General features: G+C 39.3%; 12 protein-coding genes. 4 read left to right on the top strand and 8 right to left on the bottom strand.

The genetic code is table 11. The annotated features are described in order from the left end of the window. Positions 1–152 precede the first annotated feature (152 nt). Together KV40_RS00315 and KV40_RS00310 are read right to left on the bottom strand one after the other, a co-directional pair. On the bottom strand, positions 153–944 hold the full coding sequence (locus KV40_RS00315; protein WP_036476670.1) for a DUF2993 domain-containing protein: 792 nt from the start codon (positions 942–944) through the stop codon (positions 153–155). Positions 945–1,006: 62 nt separating this feature from the next. Continuing rightward, entirely contained in the window at positions 1,007–1,909 is a 903-nt protein-coding gene (locus KV40_RS00310) for an alpha/beta fold hydrolase (protein WP_036476667.1), read from the bottom strand. Between the two features lie 254 nt (positions 1,910–2,163). Between KV40_RS00310 and clpS the strand changes: the two genes are divergently transcribed. After that, a complete protein-coding gene (clpS, locus tag KV40_RS00305; protein ID WP_036476664.1) occupies positions 2,164–2,457 on the top strand; it encodes an ATP-dependent Clp protease adapter ClpS in 294 nt (97 codons plus the stop codon). A 124-nt stretch (positions 2,458–2,581) separates the two neighbouring features. Further along, complete coding sequence (locus tag KV40_RS00300; RefSeq protein WP_253274113.1) at positions 2,582–3,343, top strand: CPBP family intramembrane glutamic endopeptidase; 762 nt, start codon at positions 2,582–2,584, stop codon at positions 3,341–3,343. Between the two features lie 84 nt (positions 3,344–3,427). Here KV40_RS00300 and KV40_RS00295 read toward each other — a convergent pair whose 3' ends face one another. From KV40_RS00295 to KV40_RS00285, 3 genes are all read right to left on the bottom strand, one after another. Beyond that, complete coding sequence (locus KV40_RS00295; protein ID WP_036476660.1) at positions 3,428–4,708, bottom strand: TldD/PmbA family protein; 1,281 nt, start codon at positions 4,706–4,708, stop codon at positions 3,428–3,430. Between the two features lie 793 nt (positions 4,709–5,501). Then, on the bottom strand, positions 5,502–6,314 hold the full coding sequence (locus tag KV40_RS00290) for a WecB/TagA/CpsF family glycosyltransferase (RefSeq protein WP_052055208.1): 813 nt from the start codon (positions 6,312–6,314) through the stop codon (positions 5,502–5,504). Positions 6,315–6,555: 241 nt separating this feature from the next. Further along, positions 6,556–8,160: an Hsp70 family protein gene (locus KV40_RS00285; protein WP_036476657.1), complete on the bottom strand. Its 1,605-nt coding sequence runs from the start codon at positions 8,158–8,160 to the stop codon at positions 6,556–6,558. A gap of 294 nt (positions 8,161–8,454) precedes the next feature. Between KV40_RS00285 and KV40_RS00280 the strand changes: the two genes are divergently transcribed. Next, positions 8,455–9,660, top strand: coding sequence for an HhoA/HhoB/HtrA family serine endopeptidase (locus KV40_RS00280; RefSeq protein ID WP_036476656.1), 1,206 nt, complete (start codon positions 8,455–8,457; stop codon positions 9,658–9,660). Between the two features lie 369 nt (positions 9,661–10,029). Further along, entirely contained in the window at positions 10,030–12,534 is a 2,505-nt protein-coding gene (locus KV40_RS00275; RefSeq protein WP_052055207.1) for an EAL domain-containing protein, read from the top strand. A 16-nt stretch (positions 12,535–12,550) separates the two neighbouring features. Here KV40_RS00275 and KV40_RS00270 read toward each other — a convergent pair whose 3' ends face one another. The 3 genes from KV40_RS00270 to rppA are packed head-to-tail and all read right to left on the bottom strand — an operon-like array spanning position 12,551 to position 14,982. Next, positions 12,551–13,171 carry a class II aldolase/adducin family protein gene (locus KV40_RS00270; protein WP_036476652.1) on the bottom strand — a complete coding sequence of 207 codons (621 nt, stop codon included), beginning with the start codon at positions 13,169–13,171 and terminating at the stop codon, positions 12,551–12,553. A 4-nt stretch (positions 13,172–13,175) separates the two neighbouring features. Continuing rightward, positions 13,176–14,291 carry an S-methyl-5-thioribose-1-phosphate isomerase gene (mtnA, locus tag KV40_RS00265; protein ID WP_036476650.1) on the bottom strand — a complete coding sequence of 372 codons (1,116 nt, stop codon included), beginning with the start codon at positions 14,289–14,291 and terminating at the stop codon, positions 13,176–13,178. Between the two features lie 10 nt (positions 14,292–14,301). Then, complete coding sequence (rppA, locus tag KV40_RS00260; protein ID WP_036476648.1) at positions 14,302–14,982, bottom strand: two-component system response regulator RppA; 681 nt, start codon at positions 14,980–14,982, stop codon at positions 14,302–14,304. Positions 14,983–15,015 lie beyond the last annotated feature (33 nt).

The raw sequence follows: 15,015 nt of genomic DNA, 5'->3' as shown, positions 1-15,015 counted from the left end.
AGAAGATTTAGGCAATAGACAACAGACAGGTACTACCTAGATTTAAAAATAAAAAGTCTATGTTTGGCTCTAATGATGAACGAAATGTATTTTATGCAACCGATAATCGCTGTAACCAGTCAAGTTTTCTCTAAAGCAAATCAAGAAAACTATTATCCAGTTTGAGGTACCCGTTCGATTTGAGCGTATCCGCTAAACAGCAACATCTTACCTGCGGTTTCTAGCCTATTTAAGCGTAGTTTAACCCCGTCGAGGTTAAAACGGTCTAAATCTACCATTTTGTTAAGAATTTTACCTAAAGCAATAGTTAATTCTTTTGAAGTGTCTCGCAGATCTTCTGGTACATCTTTTGGCTCGAATAAAGCGTTATCAAACACGATGCGTCGGCGTTTGGCAATTCCCAAACTACAGTTGAGACTCACGGGGATGCTGCGATCGCCCCAGCTAGCTTTTGCCAGTAACTTAATTCTATTATCAGGGAGCAATTGTAAATCTACATCGGTAAAGGAAACTGGTTTGCCACCAGATATTTTGGTCAAATCTTCAATAGTCAGATTTTCTAGACGTTTTCTAACCAACTCGGCTTCAAAAGATTTATTAATATCTGCTTGGGTAAGTTTGACTTGAGCAACAGCCTGAGTAGGTTGTTTGAGAGAAAGATTTCCTTTTACTACCGAACCAAAATCTATAGCGACCGTATCAGTTTCAAAAGACATTTCTTCTGTACGAAATTGTTTGCGTATTACCAATCCACGACCGTTCATTTTAAAACTATCTATCGTACCTTGTAGCAACTTACTAGAGGGCTGACAACGAACTTCAACCTCTACTAAATCACTACGAGTAAATAGGTGACGGATGGTATTGGTAGCAACCTTATTGAGAAGATTTTCTCCCCAGTCACCGCCTTTATCGTTATTGAAACCAGCAAAGCCACCAAACATAAGGTTTTAAGATCTAGCTACACTTACTTTGTAACAAAATATTAACAAAAGCAGCAATCAAATTATCCATTGTCGAAAGCTAAAATCCAGTTAGTTATAAGTTTATTGACTTGTTCGGGGATTTCATCGTGTGGACAATGACCTGCTTTTAAATAATACTCCGTAAGCTGCGGATAATATTCTCTAAATTTTGCTCCTCTAGCTCTAGCATCGATCCAAGGATCGCTCTCACCCCAGAGCATTAGTAGGGGACAGGACATTCTACCCAGCAAAAGATCGATCTTTTCTCCTTGAGGAGTTTTAAATACGGAATTAAAAACTCGTGCCGCACCGACATCACAGGAGGGACGATAGATATCTTCTACCAATCGGTCGGTAATAGCATTGGGATCGAGATAAACTTGTTTTAAAGTACGACGAATAGTTTCTCGACGGCGGAGATATTGAAATAGCAAAAAGCTAGCCCAAGGCTGTAATAAAAGCGATCGCGTTACTTCTCCTACGGTTTTTTGCCAAAATGGTGTTGGGGCTTTGACTGTAGTCTCGGTAAAAGGTCCGGCACTGTTGAGCAAAATTAAGCCAGCTACCGATTGCTGATATTCGGCAGCAACACATAGACAGGCATATCCCCCTAAAGAATTACCCGCCAATACGGTTGGTCTGCCAATAATCTCTTTGATAAAGTCGTGAAGTTGTTCTTGCCACAAGTTGCTGCTATACTCCAGATCGGGTTTGGCAGAACGACCAAAACCAAGCAAATCAATCGCCCAAACTTCAAATTGCGATCGCAACCCCGCTAAATTTTTTTGCCAGTGATCGGTAGAAGCCCCAAAACCGTGAACTAAGAGCAATGGTGGATGTGGCTGAGATTTTTCGCCAGCGCGAACATAATATATCGAATGTCCCCGCCACTGCCAATAGTTGCCTGGTATAGATCTAGTTTTTGCTAGAGAGGTTACTTGCATTGTCGCTGAAAATAATGATATTAAGTAAATTTAAGTTTATTGTTATTTTGTCTATGTTAGCTCGAATTGTCTTGACGCTCGCCAAAAAGATGATATGCCGCTCGTTAAGCTTCCGATCGCCAGAATTACTTTTTATAATATTAGGTAAACTTAAAAAAATATTCATTCGTGGGAACGATCCCAGATTGAAACACAAATTTTAATTTGAAAACAGACCGTTATTTAACCGTAGCTCGATTTAAAAGGAGAAAGTCGTGTCCGTTGGAACTTCTGTAATTAAAAAAAGTAGTACTTCTACAGTTCGCAAACTAGCACCCCGTTATCGTGTATTGCTTCATAACGATGATTTCAACTCAATGGAGTATGTCGTGCAAACTTTAATGCAGACAGTAGCAGGAATGACTCAGCCTCAAGCAGTTAATATTATGATGGAAACACATACTAATGGCATCGGATTAGTAATTACTTGTGCTTTAGAACACGCTGAATTTTACTGCGAGACTCTTGGCAATCACGGTTTGACTAGCACTATCGAACCTGACGAATAAAATGAGAACGAGAGTATATTAGTAAATCGCTATACTCCAATAATTTTAAGTTATTAAAAGATTAAAATACGCGCAAATCGCCAAGCAATCGGCACCAGTAAGATTATTGATTTTTACTGGTGTTTTGTCCATTTTTTGGCTGCCGTTAGCAATTCCAATATACTGGGCATTGAAAAATAATCCCAATCTGGCAGCGATTTTAACTATGGGATTGATGTTTCTCGAATTGCTGTGTTTGTGGCGATTGTGGGGTAAATATGTTTATGGAGAAACCAGCATATTTAGCAATTATGGTTTGGTAACAACTACTGCTAATTTACGAGAGTTTGCTAACGGTTTGGCGATTGGTTTTTGCTTTTGCCTGAGCTTGTTTTTCTTAGAAGCTGTTTGTGGCTGGATAAATATTGTCTCTCCCAGTCTCAATCTATTTAAAGTTACTCTTGAAGGCTTGTTTAGTGCTTTAGGAATAGCTCTTGCCGAAGAATTATTATTTCGAGGTTGGCTGTGGGATGAATTACGGCGAGATTATCCAACCAAAATTGCTATTTGGGCAAATGCTTTATTATTTGCCCTACTGCATTTTATTAAGCCTGTAAATGAAATTATTCGTACTCTAGTAACTTTTCCTGCTTTAGTAATTCTAGGGATAGCGTTAGTTAAAGCCAAACTACGCTGTAATAATCGTTTGGGTATATCTATAGGTATACATGCAGGTTTAGTTTGGGGATATTATATTTTCAACGTTGGTGAACTTATCGAATACAGCGATCGCGTTCCTGCGTGGATTACGGGAATCGATCGCAATCCTATTGCTGGAATTACGGGGTTGATATTTTTAAGCGTTCTCACTTTGGGCATTAGCCGATTTCGTTTCAGAACAAATTAGATCATTTCATTTAACATTAAACGTTTATCATTTAGCATTTATCAATGTTTAATGGTCAATGTTCCCTGTTCCCTGTTCATCGATCTAACCCACAACCGATACCTCTTCAACAATCAAAGCAGGTGTGTAATAAGAGCCATTCCAGGTACATTCATTTCCCAAAGCAACGATCCGATTTAAAACCTCATATACATTTCCTGAAATTGCCGTATCTTTGACTCGACCGACTATTTTGCCCTGCCGTACTCGATAGCCTAAATCTACGTTGACTGAAAAGTCACCAGAAATATCGGCACCACCACCTAAAATTTGGTCGATAATGATTCCCGTATCTAATTGAGAAACTAATTCTTTCCAAGTATATTTCCCTGGTTCAACACACAAGTTAACTAAAGAGGGAGTAGGATAGCTATCTAAGTCGGGACGAAAACCATTACCAGTGGTATCGATCCCTAACTCTCTACCTGTAGCGCGATCGCAATAAAACCGATTTAAAACGCCTTCTACAATTACTTCCAAAGTTTGTGTAGGCGTTCCTTCATCATCAAAGGGACAATCGTAGGGTATTTTATCTGGCTGTTGGGAAAGAGTTAATAGTTCTGAGACTACTTTGTTTTGGTGGCGATCGCTCCAAGGGGAAGAACCTTCGGCAACTTCTTTGCCATTTAATGCGTCTTCAATGGTTTCCCAAAGCATAGTTGCTGCATTTGCCGTAAACAAGACTGGCATTTTTCCTACAGGAGGAGTAACGTTGTTTTTTGCCCAATCTAATCGTTGCAGTATTCTTTGAACGACACTGTCAAGTTCTAATGGCTGTTTGCTGTATTCACCGTCGTATATACCCAGGAAATCTTCTCCTCGAATCGATTCTGCACCAATATAGTAAGCGATTGAAGTTCCGCTGTACTGACAGCGTAAACCCTGAGAATTGAGCAAAGTAGTCGTTTCCCGTTCCCATTCAAATTCTGCCGAACAGACTAGTTCGGGATATTCATCACGTAAGTTGGCAATTGCTGTCAAGCCAAGCTCGACTAGTGTTTCTATAGAAATATCGATAGTATTACCAGCATGAATTTCGGTTCTGCCTGGTGTTAAGACAGGGGTTTCAATAGGATTTAGTTGTGAAAGTGCGATCGCTTTAGCTACAAGTGTTTCTGGTTCGATAAATCCAGATGCCACTGCTAAACCCTGGCGATCGTTCGACCATACTCTTAAAGCCGTACCTTCTGATTGAGAACTTTCTAACTGTTTGAGACGATTTCCTTCAAAAAATATTTGACGCGATTGTCCTCTAATTTGATAGATTTCGGCATGCGTTACGTTAGCGTTTATAGCTATTTTTAACAGTTGTTCGATACTACTCATGTCTGCTTTGTTTGTCGAGGCGCTTAAATCGGCGACTTAATTTTTAGCGAACGAACAATCTGTCCGATGTCCTCAGTAATAATAAGTAATTATTTAACTGTTAATATAGTCAACAATAATTGAAAATTCTAGTTTTTACCTAGTAAAAAACGGAGTGTTTCTTAATAGATTAGGAGTGTGAGTAAATTTACCGCCAATAAAAGACGATCTCGGCGGTTTTTCTCCTATATTATTTATATTTAAATATAGATAGACACAAAAAGTTACAATCGCAGCTAGCACTATTCTTTCTAACATTGGCTCTCCTCTTCCCACTTGTCATCTGCACACCCCCAGTATGTCTTATTTCCTAAAATATAGCTATATTTAGCTATTTATAAATTAATATTTTTATCAAAGCTTTACGAAACTTTTAAAGTCGATTATTAATTATCCGATATCGATAAAAAACTTAATTAAATATCATTAAGTCAAAAAGCAGAGGTGAAAATCACTAACACTGGTTGCAATTTACTCGCACTTATTTTAGCAACGCTGTTTCTCTAGCTATTAAATACAAAACGATATTATATTTTTATTCGTAATATTTGCTGACTTAGAACTTTCTCAAACCAATCTGGTTTTACCAAGTAGAGCAAATTTCAGTTTTATAAAGTTTACGATCCTTATTGTTAATAGTATTGCGGCGATGGCTGTGTGAGGTTGGTGTGAGAAGTTTAAGAGATTGAGTCTCGAACTTGGAATAATTGTTATTTTTATATTCGAGCTAAAAAAAGACAAATTTTTTTTGCTTTTATTGCGATCGCAGTCCCGTCGAACTACTTCTTTCTGTTTTAAATAAACCGCTTTTTTTTGTCACAATTGGGTGGTAATAAGACTTTATTTTTTGCTTCAGAATTAGCAAAAAGAAAGTAGTGTCTTCTAACAAATATCTTCGCCACAATCGTTTGGGTTCTGATAAAAGCCGATAAAACCACTCTAAACCAGCCAAACTAATCCATTTTGGTGCTCGCTTGAGATTACCTGCTTCAAAATCGAGAGTTGCACCAATAGCAAAAAAAGTTTTAATATTTTTTAGCTGAGATTTGTACTGGTAAATCCATTTTTCTTGTTTGGGTGCTCCCAGTCCTACTGCTAAAACGTTGGCACCAGAGCGAGCGATCGCCGCGATAATCTTTTGACATTCTGCCTCATCCGTTTCAAAACCAAAAGGAGGAGAATAAGAACCTACAACTATTTCTCTTCGTGCTTTGGTATTGATGTTTTGGCGAGCTTTTGCCGCTACATCACCTAGTCCTCCAAGTAAAAAGATTTTAATATTTTTATCTTTACTATAATATTGACAAAAAGCAGGAAATAAATCCGAACCTGAAATTTTTTCAATTAAAGGTTGACCGAGAAACCGTGATGCTAAAAACAATAGTTGGCTGTCACAAACTCGATAATCTGCCTGTTGATAGACATGATAAAACTCTTTGTCTTTTTGAAGCTTTACTAAATGATCTACATTGGGGGTAAATACAACTCCACCTACTTTTAATTTTTCGATCAACTCTGACATACTACAATTATCAATCGGAACATTTAAAATATTTATTCGTTCCATTTTCACTCCTCATTTAAGTAGATTAGTGTTGTAAGCTTTGTACCTTTCATAGGATCTACTTAGATATTTTTACCGCCATCGATACTTTAAAATACATTTGTAAGTATTTTTAATACATATATTTGGTATCGCTTATTTTGGTGTCAAATTTACACACTCGGTCGATAAATATTAAATAGAGTATATACCTTTGTCATTAATTTAAATAAGTTTACTTAAGTATATATTACAGCAGATGAAGTTATTTCAATCGTGCTACTATATGATGATTTAATAAAGTTTGCTGAGTAAGTAAATCTTCAACCGAAATACGTAAATATCGTCCTTCATCTACTTCAAAAACTATTTTGAGCCGATCGCTACCAGGATTTCCTGGTGGTTCTAGCTTGGCAATAGTTCTAGCTCCATCTCGATCGTTGAGAGGTAATACAGTAGCCGTATCGGGTTTAGCGGCGCGAGTTACCAGCCTTTCGCCATCAAAATATACTTCAGTAGCACTGGTTGTCGAACCTAGTTCGCCAATAATCAATTCGAGGCTGGTTTGATTATCTGTTGAAGCTCCCAGAATTAGTTCTACTGGGCGTTCTAAGGGATAAGGCTGCCCTGTGTTAATAATTGAATGCCAACTATGACAGTTTTGACGGCGATTCCAATAGCGAATCCCATAGCTATGGTAGAGAAAATCTTTAACTTCATTGTTTTTAGCTACCTGCAAAGCTCCTTTGACAATAGCTTCATAAGGACAATCGCCAAAAAGCTTGTTTTCGTCAAAATATTTAGAGATCCAACTGCGTACCGCAGGAATTTGTACGGAACCGCCTACTAGTAACACGCCGTCAATATCTTCAACTTCAATTCCATTACGCCTTGCTTGTTGAATTACCTGTTCCATAGACTCATCTAGCCGCTCGAAAAACTGCTGCTGTCGCAATATGTCTTCAAAGCGATCGCGGTCTAAATTTAGTTCGTAGCTTTCCAGGGTTTCGTCATTAAAATATACTTCCGAGGCAGAAGACTGAGAAGACAGCTTAATTTTCAACCTTTCTGCCAAACGCTCGATTAGAGAAGTTTTAGGCAAACCCTGAGTACTATAAAAATAATCGACCAGCCAGCGATCGATATCCGAACCGCCAAGATTTTGTCCCGCCTTAGCTAGTACGCGAGCTAGTGGTTTCTGAGGCTTGTCGTTGCCCCAAATCCGCTGCCAATTAAGTTTAAAACCTTGAGGCTGAGGATTTTCTGCCAGCCTGACCAAAGAAAGATCCAACGTACCACCACCAAAGTCTACTACCAACAGTAATTCTTTATCCGTCGCATCATAACCGAGTGCTGCGGCTGTCGGTTCGTCTAAGATTCTGATTTGTTCTACCGCTAAAGATTCAAAAACCCCAGTCAACCAATGGCGATAAGCTTCAAAACTATCTACTGGTACGGTTAAAACCAACGATTGAATTGTCTCTGTATTGTCTTGCAACTGCACAATTAATTTGTGTAGAAACCAAGCTCCTATCTGCTCGAAAGAAAGAGTCTTTTGGTCTAGCTGGGGCAAAAAACCTTGAATGGGCGAACCGATTCCTCGTTTGAAACTGCGAAAAAAACGTGGCTCATTAACCATATCCAAACCGCGATCGCGCACTGTTTGTCCGACCACAACTCGTTCCTGGCTGGCATCTTCGACATATACTAAGCTGGGAATTAAAGGAGGTAACTTGGTAATTGACTGAGAGAGTTCTCCCAGGTCAACCATTTCTGCTTGTTCAGTAGCAGCGTTCCAGCGAGCAATTGCTGTGTTGCTAGTACCAAAGTCAATGGCATAAAAACTAGTTGAAATTGAATTGCTTCCCATCCAAAAAATGAAAATTGCGTAATTATACGATTACTTAGTTAAATTACCTTAACTTTATCGCTAATATACGTAATCGAACAAAAGTAAGAAATTGCGATCTATCTGACTGAGAGAGAGAATTGCTATAGTCGTATGCAAGACATTCTGTCACGTCTTAGCGACGCTTTAAAGCTTTGCTTCTACCCCCGTTAGGGGCTGAGCCTCTGTGGGTCTCGTCGCTTGACAGCGGAGTTTGTTCCCATTGCGTTTGTGAAAACCCTGTATCCTATATTATTTATCAATCGATTTACAACAATGAATCAGCTAAGATTTCTAGGTAAAGTAGCAACTCATCTTACAGCACTTTTTTTAGGAGTCATTTTAACCTTTGGGGGTTTGAGAGTAATGTCTTCTCAAGCAGATACTCTACTCACTCCCCAGCCGAAGCTAGAAGAAAGAGCAGAGCGAGTTGCTTTACAGGTAGAGCCTGAAACTTCTACTAACTTCGTCGGTAGCGCAGTAGCACGTTCGGGTCCTGCTGTAGTCAGGATCGATACCGAAAGAACTGTTACTCGTAAAGTCGAGCCATTTTTTGAAGATCCTTTTTTTCGCGATTTTTTTGGCGATCGCTTCGGGCAACAGTATCCTACCGAAAGACAGCTTAGAGGACAGGGTTCGGGATTTATTACTGATAAGAGCGGCATTATTTTAACTAACGCTCACGTAGTTAGTAAAGCCGACCGTGTTTTAGTAACTCTTAAAGATGGACGAGAGTTTGAAGGGACTGTTCGAGGAACCGATGAAGTAACCGATTTAGCGGTAGTAAAAATCGATCCTCAAGGATCGGAGTTACCCGTTGCTCCTTTGGGTAATTCTAGTAACCTGAAAGTTGGTGACTGGGCGATTGCCGTAGGCAACCCTGTTGGCTTAAATAATACTGTTACTTTGGGTATTATCAGTACCCTGACTCGCACTTCAGCACAGGTAGGTATCCCCGATAAACGCATCGATTTTCTGCAAACTGATGCGGCAATCAATCCCGGTAATTCTGGCGGACCTTTGTTAAACGAACGCGGCGAAGTTATTGGCATTAACACGGCAATTCGCGCTGATGCTAATGGAATTGGCTTTGCCATACCTATAGATAAAGTTAAAGCGTTAAAAGATACTCTAGCTGCTGGTAAGAAAATTCCCCATCCTTATGTTGGCGTGCAAATGGTCACTTTGACTCCCGAACTTGCCAGACAGAACAATCAAGATTCTAACTCGCCTTTCTTTGTTCCTGAAGTAGAAGGGGTATTAGTAGTTAGAGTTCTGCCTAACACTCCTGCCGAAGCAGCAGGCATTCGACGCGGTGATGTTATTGTAGCGATTGACGATAAACCGATTGCTGGTGCCAGCGAACTGCAAACATTAGTGGAAAACAGTGGCTTGAATTCTAGTTTGAAGTTTGAGGTCGTACGCGGCGATCGCTCTCTGAAATTAAGAGTTGTTACTGCTCAGTTAGAAAGTAATTCTTAACGGACGGTAATTTTCGATTGAGTAGATACCTTCAGCAATTAACAGTGAACAGCGAACAGTCAAGTTTAACTGCTGAGTTTAGCTGTTGAAACAAAAATTGTTCATCGAAAAGTTAACAGCGGCGATATCTCGTTCTTTATCGGGTTATCGTCGCTATTACATTTAAACCATACCTCGCGCGATCGAGGATTGCGGTAAAAGTTTTACTGACTTTGATATTTTGTCGGAGTTTCGGGGAACAATAAAATTGACATTTTCAGTTTAATACTCGAAAGCTGTTAACACGGCAACAATAAATATAAATTTTGCTGGCTTTAGTTCTATTCCTAATATAACTGGAACATCAGTATTGGCAATTACTCAAGAAACATGGATAAACAATCTCTTTACAACACTCAACAAGTCAACACAGAAAAAGTTCACCATATCTTAGTAATTGAAGATTCTACGGAAAGAAGAACCATTGAGTTAACGCTACCTAATTATTCAATCGGGCGACATTCTAGCAACGATATTATTTTTTCCTGTCTAAAAATGTCTCGTCATCATGCAACTTTGCTCAGAAGAACCGATTTAAAAAACAACCAGTATTCTTATTGGCTTTTAGATGGCGATTTGCAGGGTAATAAAAGCCGTAACGGGGTTTTAGTCAACGATAAAAAAAGTTTAATTCACGAACTAAAAGACGGAGACATGATTCGATTTAGCGCCGATGCTGCTGCCAGATATCGTATTGTTGCCAGTTTGTCTGACGTTGAAAAACTAGAAGATAGTTTGGCTTTTGAAAATCAATCTGCTACTGTAATTTCACAAAATAACGGTCGTACAACTCTTCTCGATCGCGAAACTGTATATTCATCTTCTCACGAGTTAACTTACAATACTGACTCAGAACCAGAATTTATTAGTTTTGCCGAATTATGTCCCTTGCCCACCATCGCCATCGATCTATACGGTCAAATTAAATACTTAAACTCAATAGCAAACGAGGTCTTGCCAACAATTCAGCAGCAAAAATTAAATCATCCCGTATTAAAAGATTTGATTTCTTTATGCAATATTAATAACAACCGTACTCTGACTAGAGAAGTAGCGATAGAAGACAAAACCTATCAACAAATAGCTCGTTACTTTCCAAATAGCAAATTAATTAGAAGTTATTTAGTCGATCTTACTCAGCAAAAAAAATTAGACAAAAAGCTGTTGGCGAAACAAGCGATTTATCAAACCGTAACTAGAAAAGTTTCCGAAGCAATTATTATTGTCGATGAAATAAGCAAAAATATTGTTGAAGCCAATCCCATGAGTTCGATGCTGCTAGGGTATACCGTAGAAGAAATAGTAGGTATGACCGTATACGATTTAAGCTTTGAGCCAGAAAAGCTAGCAGCAAATTTACAACAAGCCGTAGCAGAAAAAATCGGTTTGATTGGTACTTGTTTGTTGCGGCATCAAAACGGAACAGAACTTGAAGTTAATATTAAAATTAGTGCGATCGATAGCAGTAATAGTAAGATGTTTTGTCTGGTTATCGACCGGCTGGCAGTAGAAAATTATGTACCTACAAATTATTTAGAAACTAATTTAAGTTACAAAGATATTTTTTATCAACAGCTAACTTCGGCAGTGGCTAATGCCAAAAGATATCAAAAGCTGTTGGCAGTAATGTTTCTCAATCTAGATTTATTGCCAGAATTTGAGAGCAACCTGGGGCGAGAAAACAATGATATTCTGTTGGCAAATGTAGAAGAAAGATTGCGTGCTAATTCTCGTTTGGGAGATACAGTAGTTCGCTGGCACAAGAACAAGTTTGCTTTGCTATTAACCCCAGTAGATACAGTAGAAGAAACTGCCAAAGTCAGCAACAGAATCCAACAGTCTTTAAAAGAACCTTTTAAAATTGGCGACTATTATTTTACTCTTAAAAGTAATGTAGGTATTGCTATTTATCCCCAAGATGGAACCGAACTAAATGCTTTACTAAACAATGCCGATCTAGCTCTTCATCAAGCTCAAAAAGATAATGATAAATATCGATTTTACAACTCTAGTGTAAATTCTCAAGCTTTAACATTATTAAAGCTTGAAGAACTTTTGTACAAAGCCGTAGAGCGAGAAGAACTAGAACTTTGCTATCAACCCCAGGCTAGCATTGACACTAAAGAGATACAGTCGGTTAAAGTTTCGGTTAGTTGGGAACACTCAGAATTAAGTGAAGTTTCTGCAACCAGCATTATCAAAGTAGCCGAACAAACAGGATTAATTATTTCTTTAGGCGAATGGATTATAAAAACCGTTTGCAGGCAAAATAAAACTTGGCAAGAGTCAGGACTACCTGAGATAAAAGCTGTAGTAGCACTTTCTCCAATACAGTTTCAGCAGCTAAATTTATCTGCGGTAATTAAAAGAATTCTTACCGAGACAAAACTAGAACCCGAGCTACTAGAGTTAAATATTTCTATAGCTGCGCTAATGGCGAATATTCAATATTCGCAACAAACTATAGAGCAGTTAAAAAAGTTAGGAGTTTGTATTTCAATTTCCAATCTAGCAACCGATTTTTACTCTTTGGAGATGCTAAAAAAACTGTCCTGTGATATTTTGAAAATCGACCCTTACTTAGTTCGAGAACTAAAAGACAACCCACAGGATTTAGCAATTATTTCTACTTTGGTCGAGCTTGGTAAAAGACTTAATTGGGAAATCGTAGCAGAAGATCTAGAAGTTGAAGAACAGGTTGAATTGATACGCAGTTTTAAATACGAGAGGATGCGGGGTTTTTGGACTAGTCCCGCTCTATCGGCAGCAGCCACGACAAAATTGTTAAGCGATCGCTATAAAAATGAATCCGAACCGCCGACAGCAGAAATATAGCTGCCACTCGGCACTTCTATTCCGCCACGTATTGCAAGAAGTTCAGCAACACATTACCTGCTTCGGTTAAATCTTTACCAAAGGTAATAATGCCCTCTTCATGTCCTGCCATAATAATAATTTTCTCTTCCTTCACCTTTGTTTTCGTAAATAGCCTAATAATTTCTTCTGCCATAGCAGGAGTTCCATAGGGAACATCCTCTGCTGTAGTGGGAACTTTTCCTTTCAATATCCGCCACAAAGCCAAATTATGACCGTGAACGATCGCTTTAATTTCGGAATCTGCGTCGTAAACCGCACTATGAGTCATCGATTCTGATGAAGCTTTAATCGGTCCAAGGCACTTTACTCTATTTTGCCGTAGATCGTACTCTGTCACTAAGGTAAAATGCTCTTTCCCGATTGGATAAATATTTCCTGTTTGGGTTCCTGAAATTAAAATGCCTGCTGTGGTTTTAATGCTGATATTCCCATAACCAATCCCAAGATCGGCATAATAACCAATCTGCTTTAGTTCATAAAAGCGATCGCGCCATGCCATAAGTTCGGTTGGCACCCGAATAGATAATGGCTGCTTGCGCCAAGTGAGATCGAACTTAATATATCCTTCGTCAAAGTCTAGGTTGCGATCGTTCATCTTGTTAAAATTTTTCTGGAAACAATTGTTTTATACCCTCTTCAGAAGCAGCACAAACTCCCCGTTCGGTGATTAATCCAGTCACATATTTAGCGGGAGTGACATCGAAACCGTAATTTGCTGCTGGCGTGGTTTCGGGACAGAGCAACACGGACTTAATTTCCCCGTTTACTCTACCTTGAATATATTTCACTTCCTTTTCATCCCTGGTTTCAATGGGAATATCCCGCACGCCATTTTCAATAGAACAATCTAACGTCGATGAAGGTAAGGCAACGTAAAAAGGAACCTGGTTGTCATGGGCAGCCAGTGCCTTGAGATAAGTACCAATTTTATTGGCTACATCGCCATTTCGGGCGGTGCGATCTGTGCCGACGAGAACCAGATCTACCATGCCATGCTGCATCAAATGCCCCCCCGTATTATCGTTAATTAGGGTATGGGGTACATTCTGCTGATTTAGTTCAAACGCCGTGAGGTTTGCCCCCTGATTTCTAGGACGAGTTTCATCTACCCAAACATGGACGTTAATACCTGCCTCATGAGCTTGGTAAATGGGTGCGGTGGCAGTACCCCAATCGATAGTGGCTAACCAACCAGCGTTACAATGGGTGAGGATATTTACTGGTTTAGTTCCATCTCTATTTTTGCGAGCGGCGATGGTTTGAATAATCTTTAACCCATGCTGACCGATACGGTAACAAACCTCAATATCATCCTGCTTTATTTGATTGGCTTTAGCCAGAGCAATGGCAATTTTTTCGTCTGGATCGTCGCTGACAGATAATGCCTGCTGGATTTCTTTAATTGCCCAGGAGAGGTTTACTGCTGTGGGACGGGTGGCATTTAATTTGTTAGCAACCTGAGTTAAATACCCTTGGCGATCGCTGCGATCCTTGGCTTCAATACAGCCTAAATACATACCATAGGCTGCTGTTACCCCAATTAACGGCGCGCCCCTGACTACCATTTCCTTAATAGCAAATGCCGCCTCATCAGTGTTGGTGATGTCAAAAGTTTTAATTTCATGGGGAAAGAACCTCTGATCGAAGACCTGAATGAGTTGGGTATTCTCATCATCGACCCAAATGGTATGGTAGTGTTTGTTGTTAATTTTCATTGTTAATTGCCTAACGTCCAAAGCGATATCCTTTACCGTAAACGGTATGTATCAAACGCTCTTCACCTTCGATCTCGATTTTACGACGCAACAGGCGAATTAAAGCTGCTAAAACGTTACTGCTAGGTTGTTCGTTTTTACGCCACAAATGATTATAGATCTCCTCATGGGTTAGGAGGCGATCCTGACGTTCCATAAAATATCTTAAAAGTTCGATTTCTTTGGTAGATAGATCGATCGCTTTTCCCTGACGATAGGCAATTTGGTTATCTAAATCGAGTTCGAGATCCCCTAGCTTGAGTTTATTGCTGCTATTTTCAGTTTCTAAATTAGCCGATCTACGGAGTAAAGCCCTTACTCTGGCGAGTAATTCTCTCAGTTCAAAAGGCTTAACTATATAATCATCCGCACCCGCATCCAAGCCATCGACGCGATCGTCAATAGTATCTTTGGCAGTCAGAAATAATACTGGAGTAGACAGAGAATGCGATCGCAGTTCGCGACAAATTTCCAGACCAGACTTTTGCGGCAGCATCCAGTCTAAAATTAAAAGATCGTAATGGTTCTGCAATGCCAACTCGGTTCCCAAGCGTCCATTATCGGCTACATCTACACGATATCCTTCTCTAGTCAAAACTCGAAAAAGAGGATCGCTCAATTCAGTTTCATCATCAACTAAAAGTATTCTCATAATTTTGGTAATAATAATATTTACAGACGGTTA

It is taken from the genome of Myxosarcina sp. GI1 (assembly GCF_000756305.1).
GTDB lineage: Bacteria > Cyanobacteriota > Cyanobacteriia > Cyanobacteriales > Xenococcaceae > Myxosarcina.
The sequence above is the reverse complement of the archived record's forward strand: the minus strand, read 5'-3'. Positions and strand labels throughout refer to the sequence as shown.

Excerpts from the sequence above, each read along its gene's own strand:
- KV40_RS00295 (WP_036476660.1), bottom strand. The coding sequence starts at position 4,708 with ATGAGTAGTATCGAACAACTGTTAAAAATAGCTATAAACGCTAACGTA.
- KV40_RS00280 (WP_036476656.1), top strand. The coding sequence starts at position 8,455 with ATGAATCAGCTAAGATTTCTAGGTAAAGTAGCAACTCATCTTACAGCA.
- KV40_RS00270 (WP_036476652.1), bottom strand. The coding sequence starts at position 13,171 with ATGAACGATCGCAACCTAGACTTTGACGAAGGATATATTAAGTTCGAT.
- KV40_RS00275 (WP_052055207.1), top strand. The coding sequence starts at position 10,030 with ATGGATAAACAATCTCTTTACAACACTCAACAAGTCAACACAGAAAAA.
- KV40_RS00285 (WP_036476657.1), bottom strand. The coding sequence starts at position 8,160 with ATGGGAAGCAATTCAATTTCAACTAGTTTTTATGCCATTGACTTTGGT.
- mtnA (WP_036476650.1), bottom strand. The coding sequence starts at position 14,291 with ATGAAAATTAACAACAAACACTACCATACCATTTGGGTCGATGATGAG.
- KV40_RS00290 (WP_052055208.1), bottom strand. The coding sequence starts at position 6,314 with ATGGAACGAATAAATATTTTAAATGTTCCGATTGATAATTGTAGTATG.
- rppA (WP_036476648.1), bottom strand. The coding sequence starts at position 14,982 with ATGAGAATACTTTTAGTTGATGATGAAACTGAATTGAGCGATCCTCTT.
- KV40_RS00315 (WP_036476670.1), bottom strand. The coding sequence starts at position 944 with ATGTTTGGTGGCTTTGCTGGTTTCAATAACGATAAAGGCGGTGACTGG.
- KV40_RS00310 (WP_036476667.1), bottom strand. The coding sequence starts at position 1,909 with ATGCAAGTAACCTCTCTAGCAAAAACTAGATCTATACCAGGCAACTAT.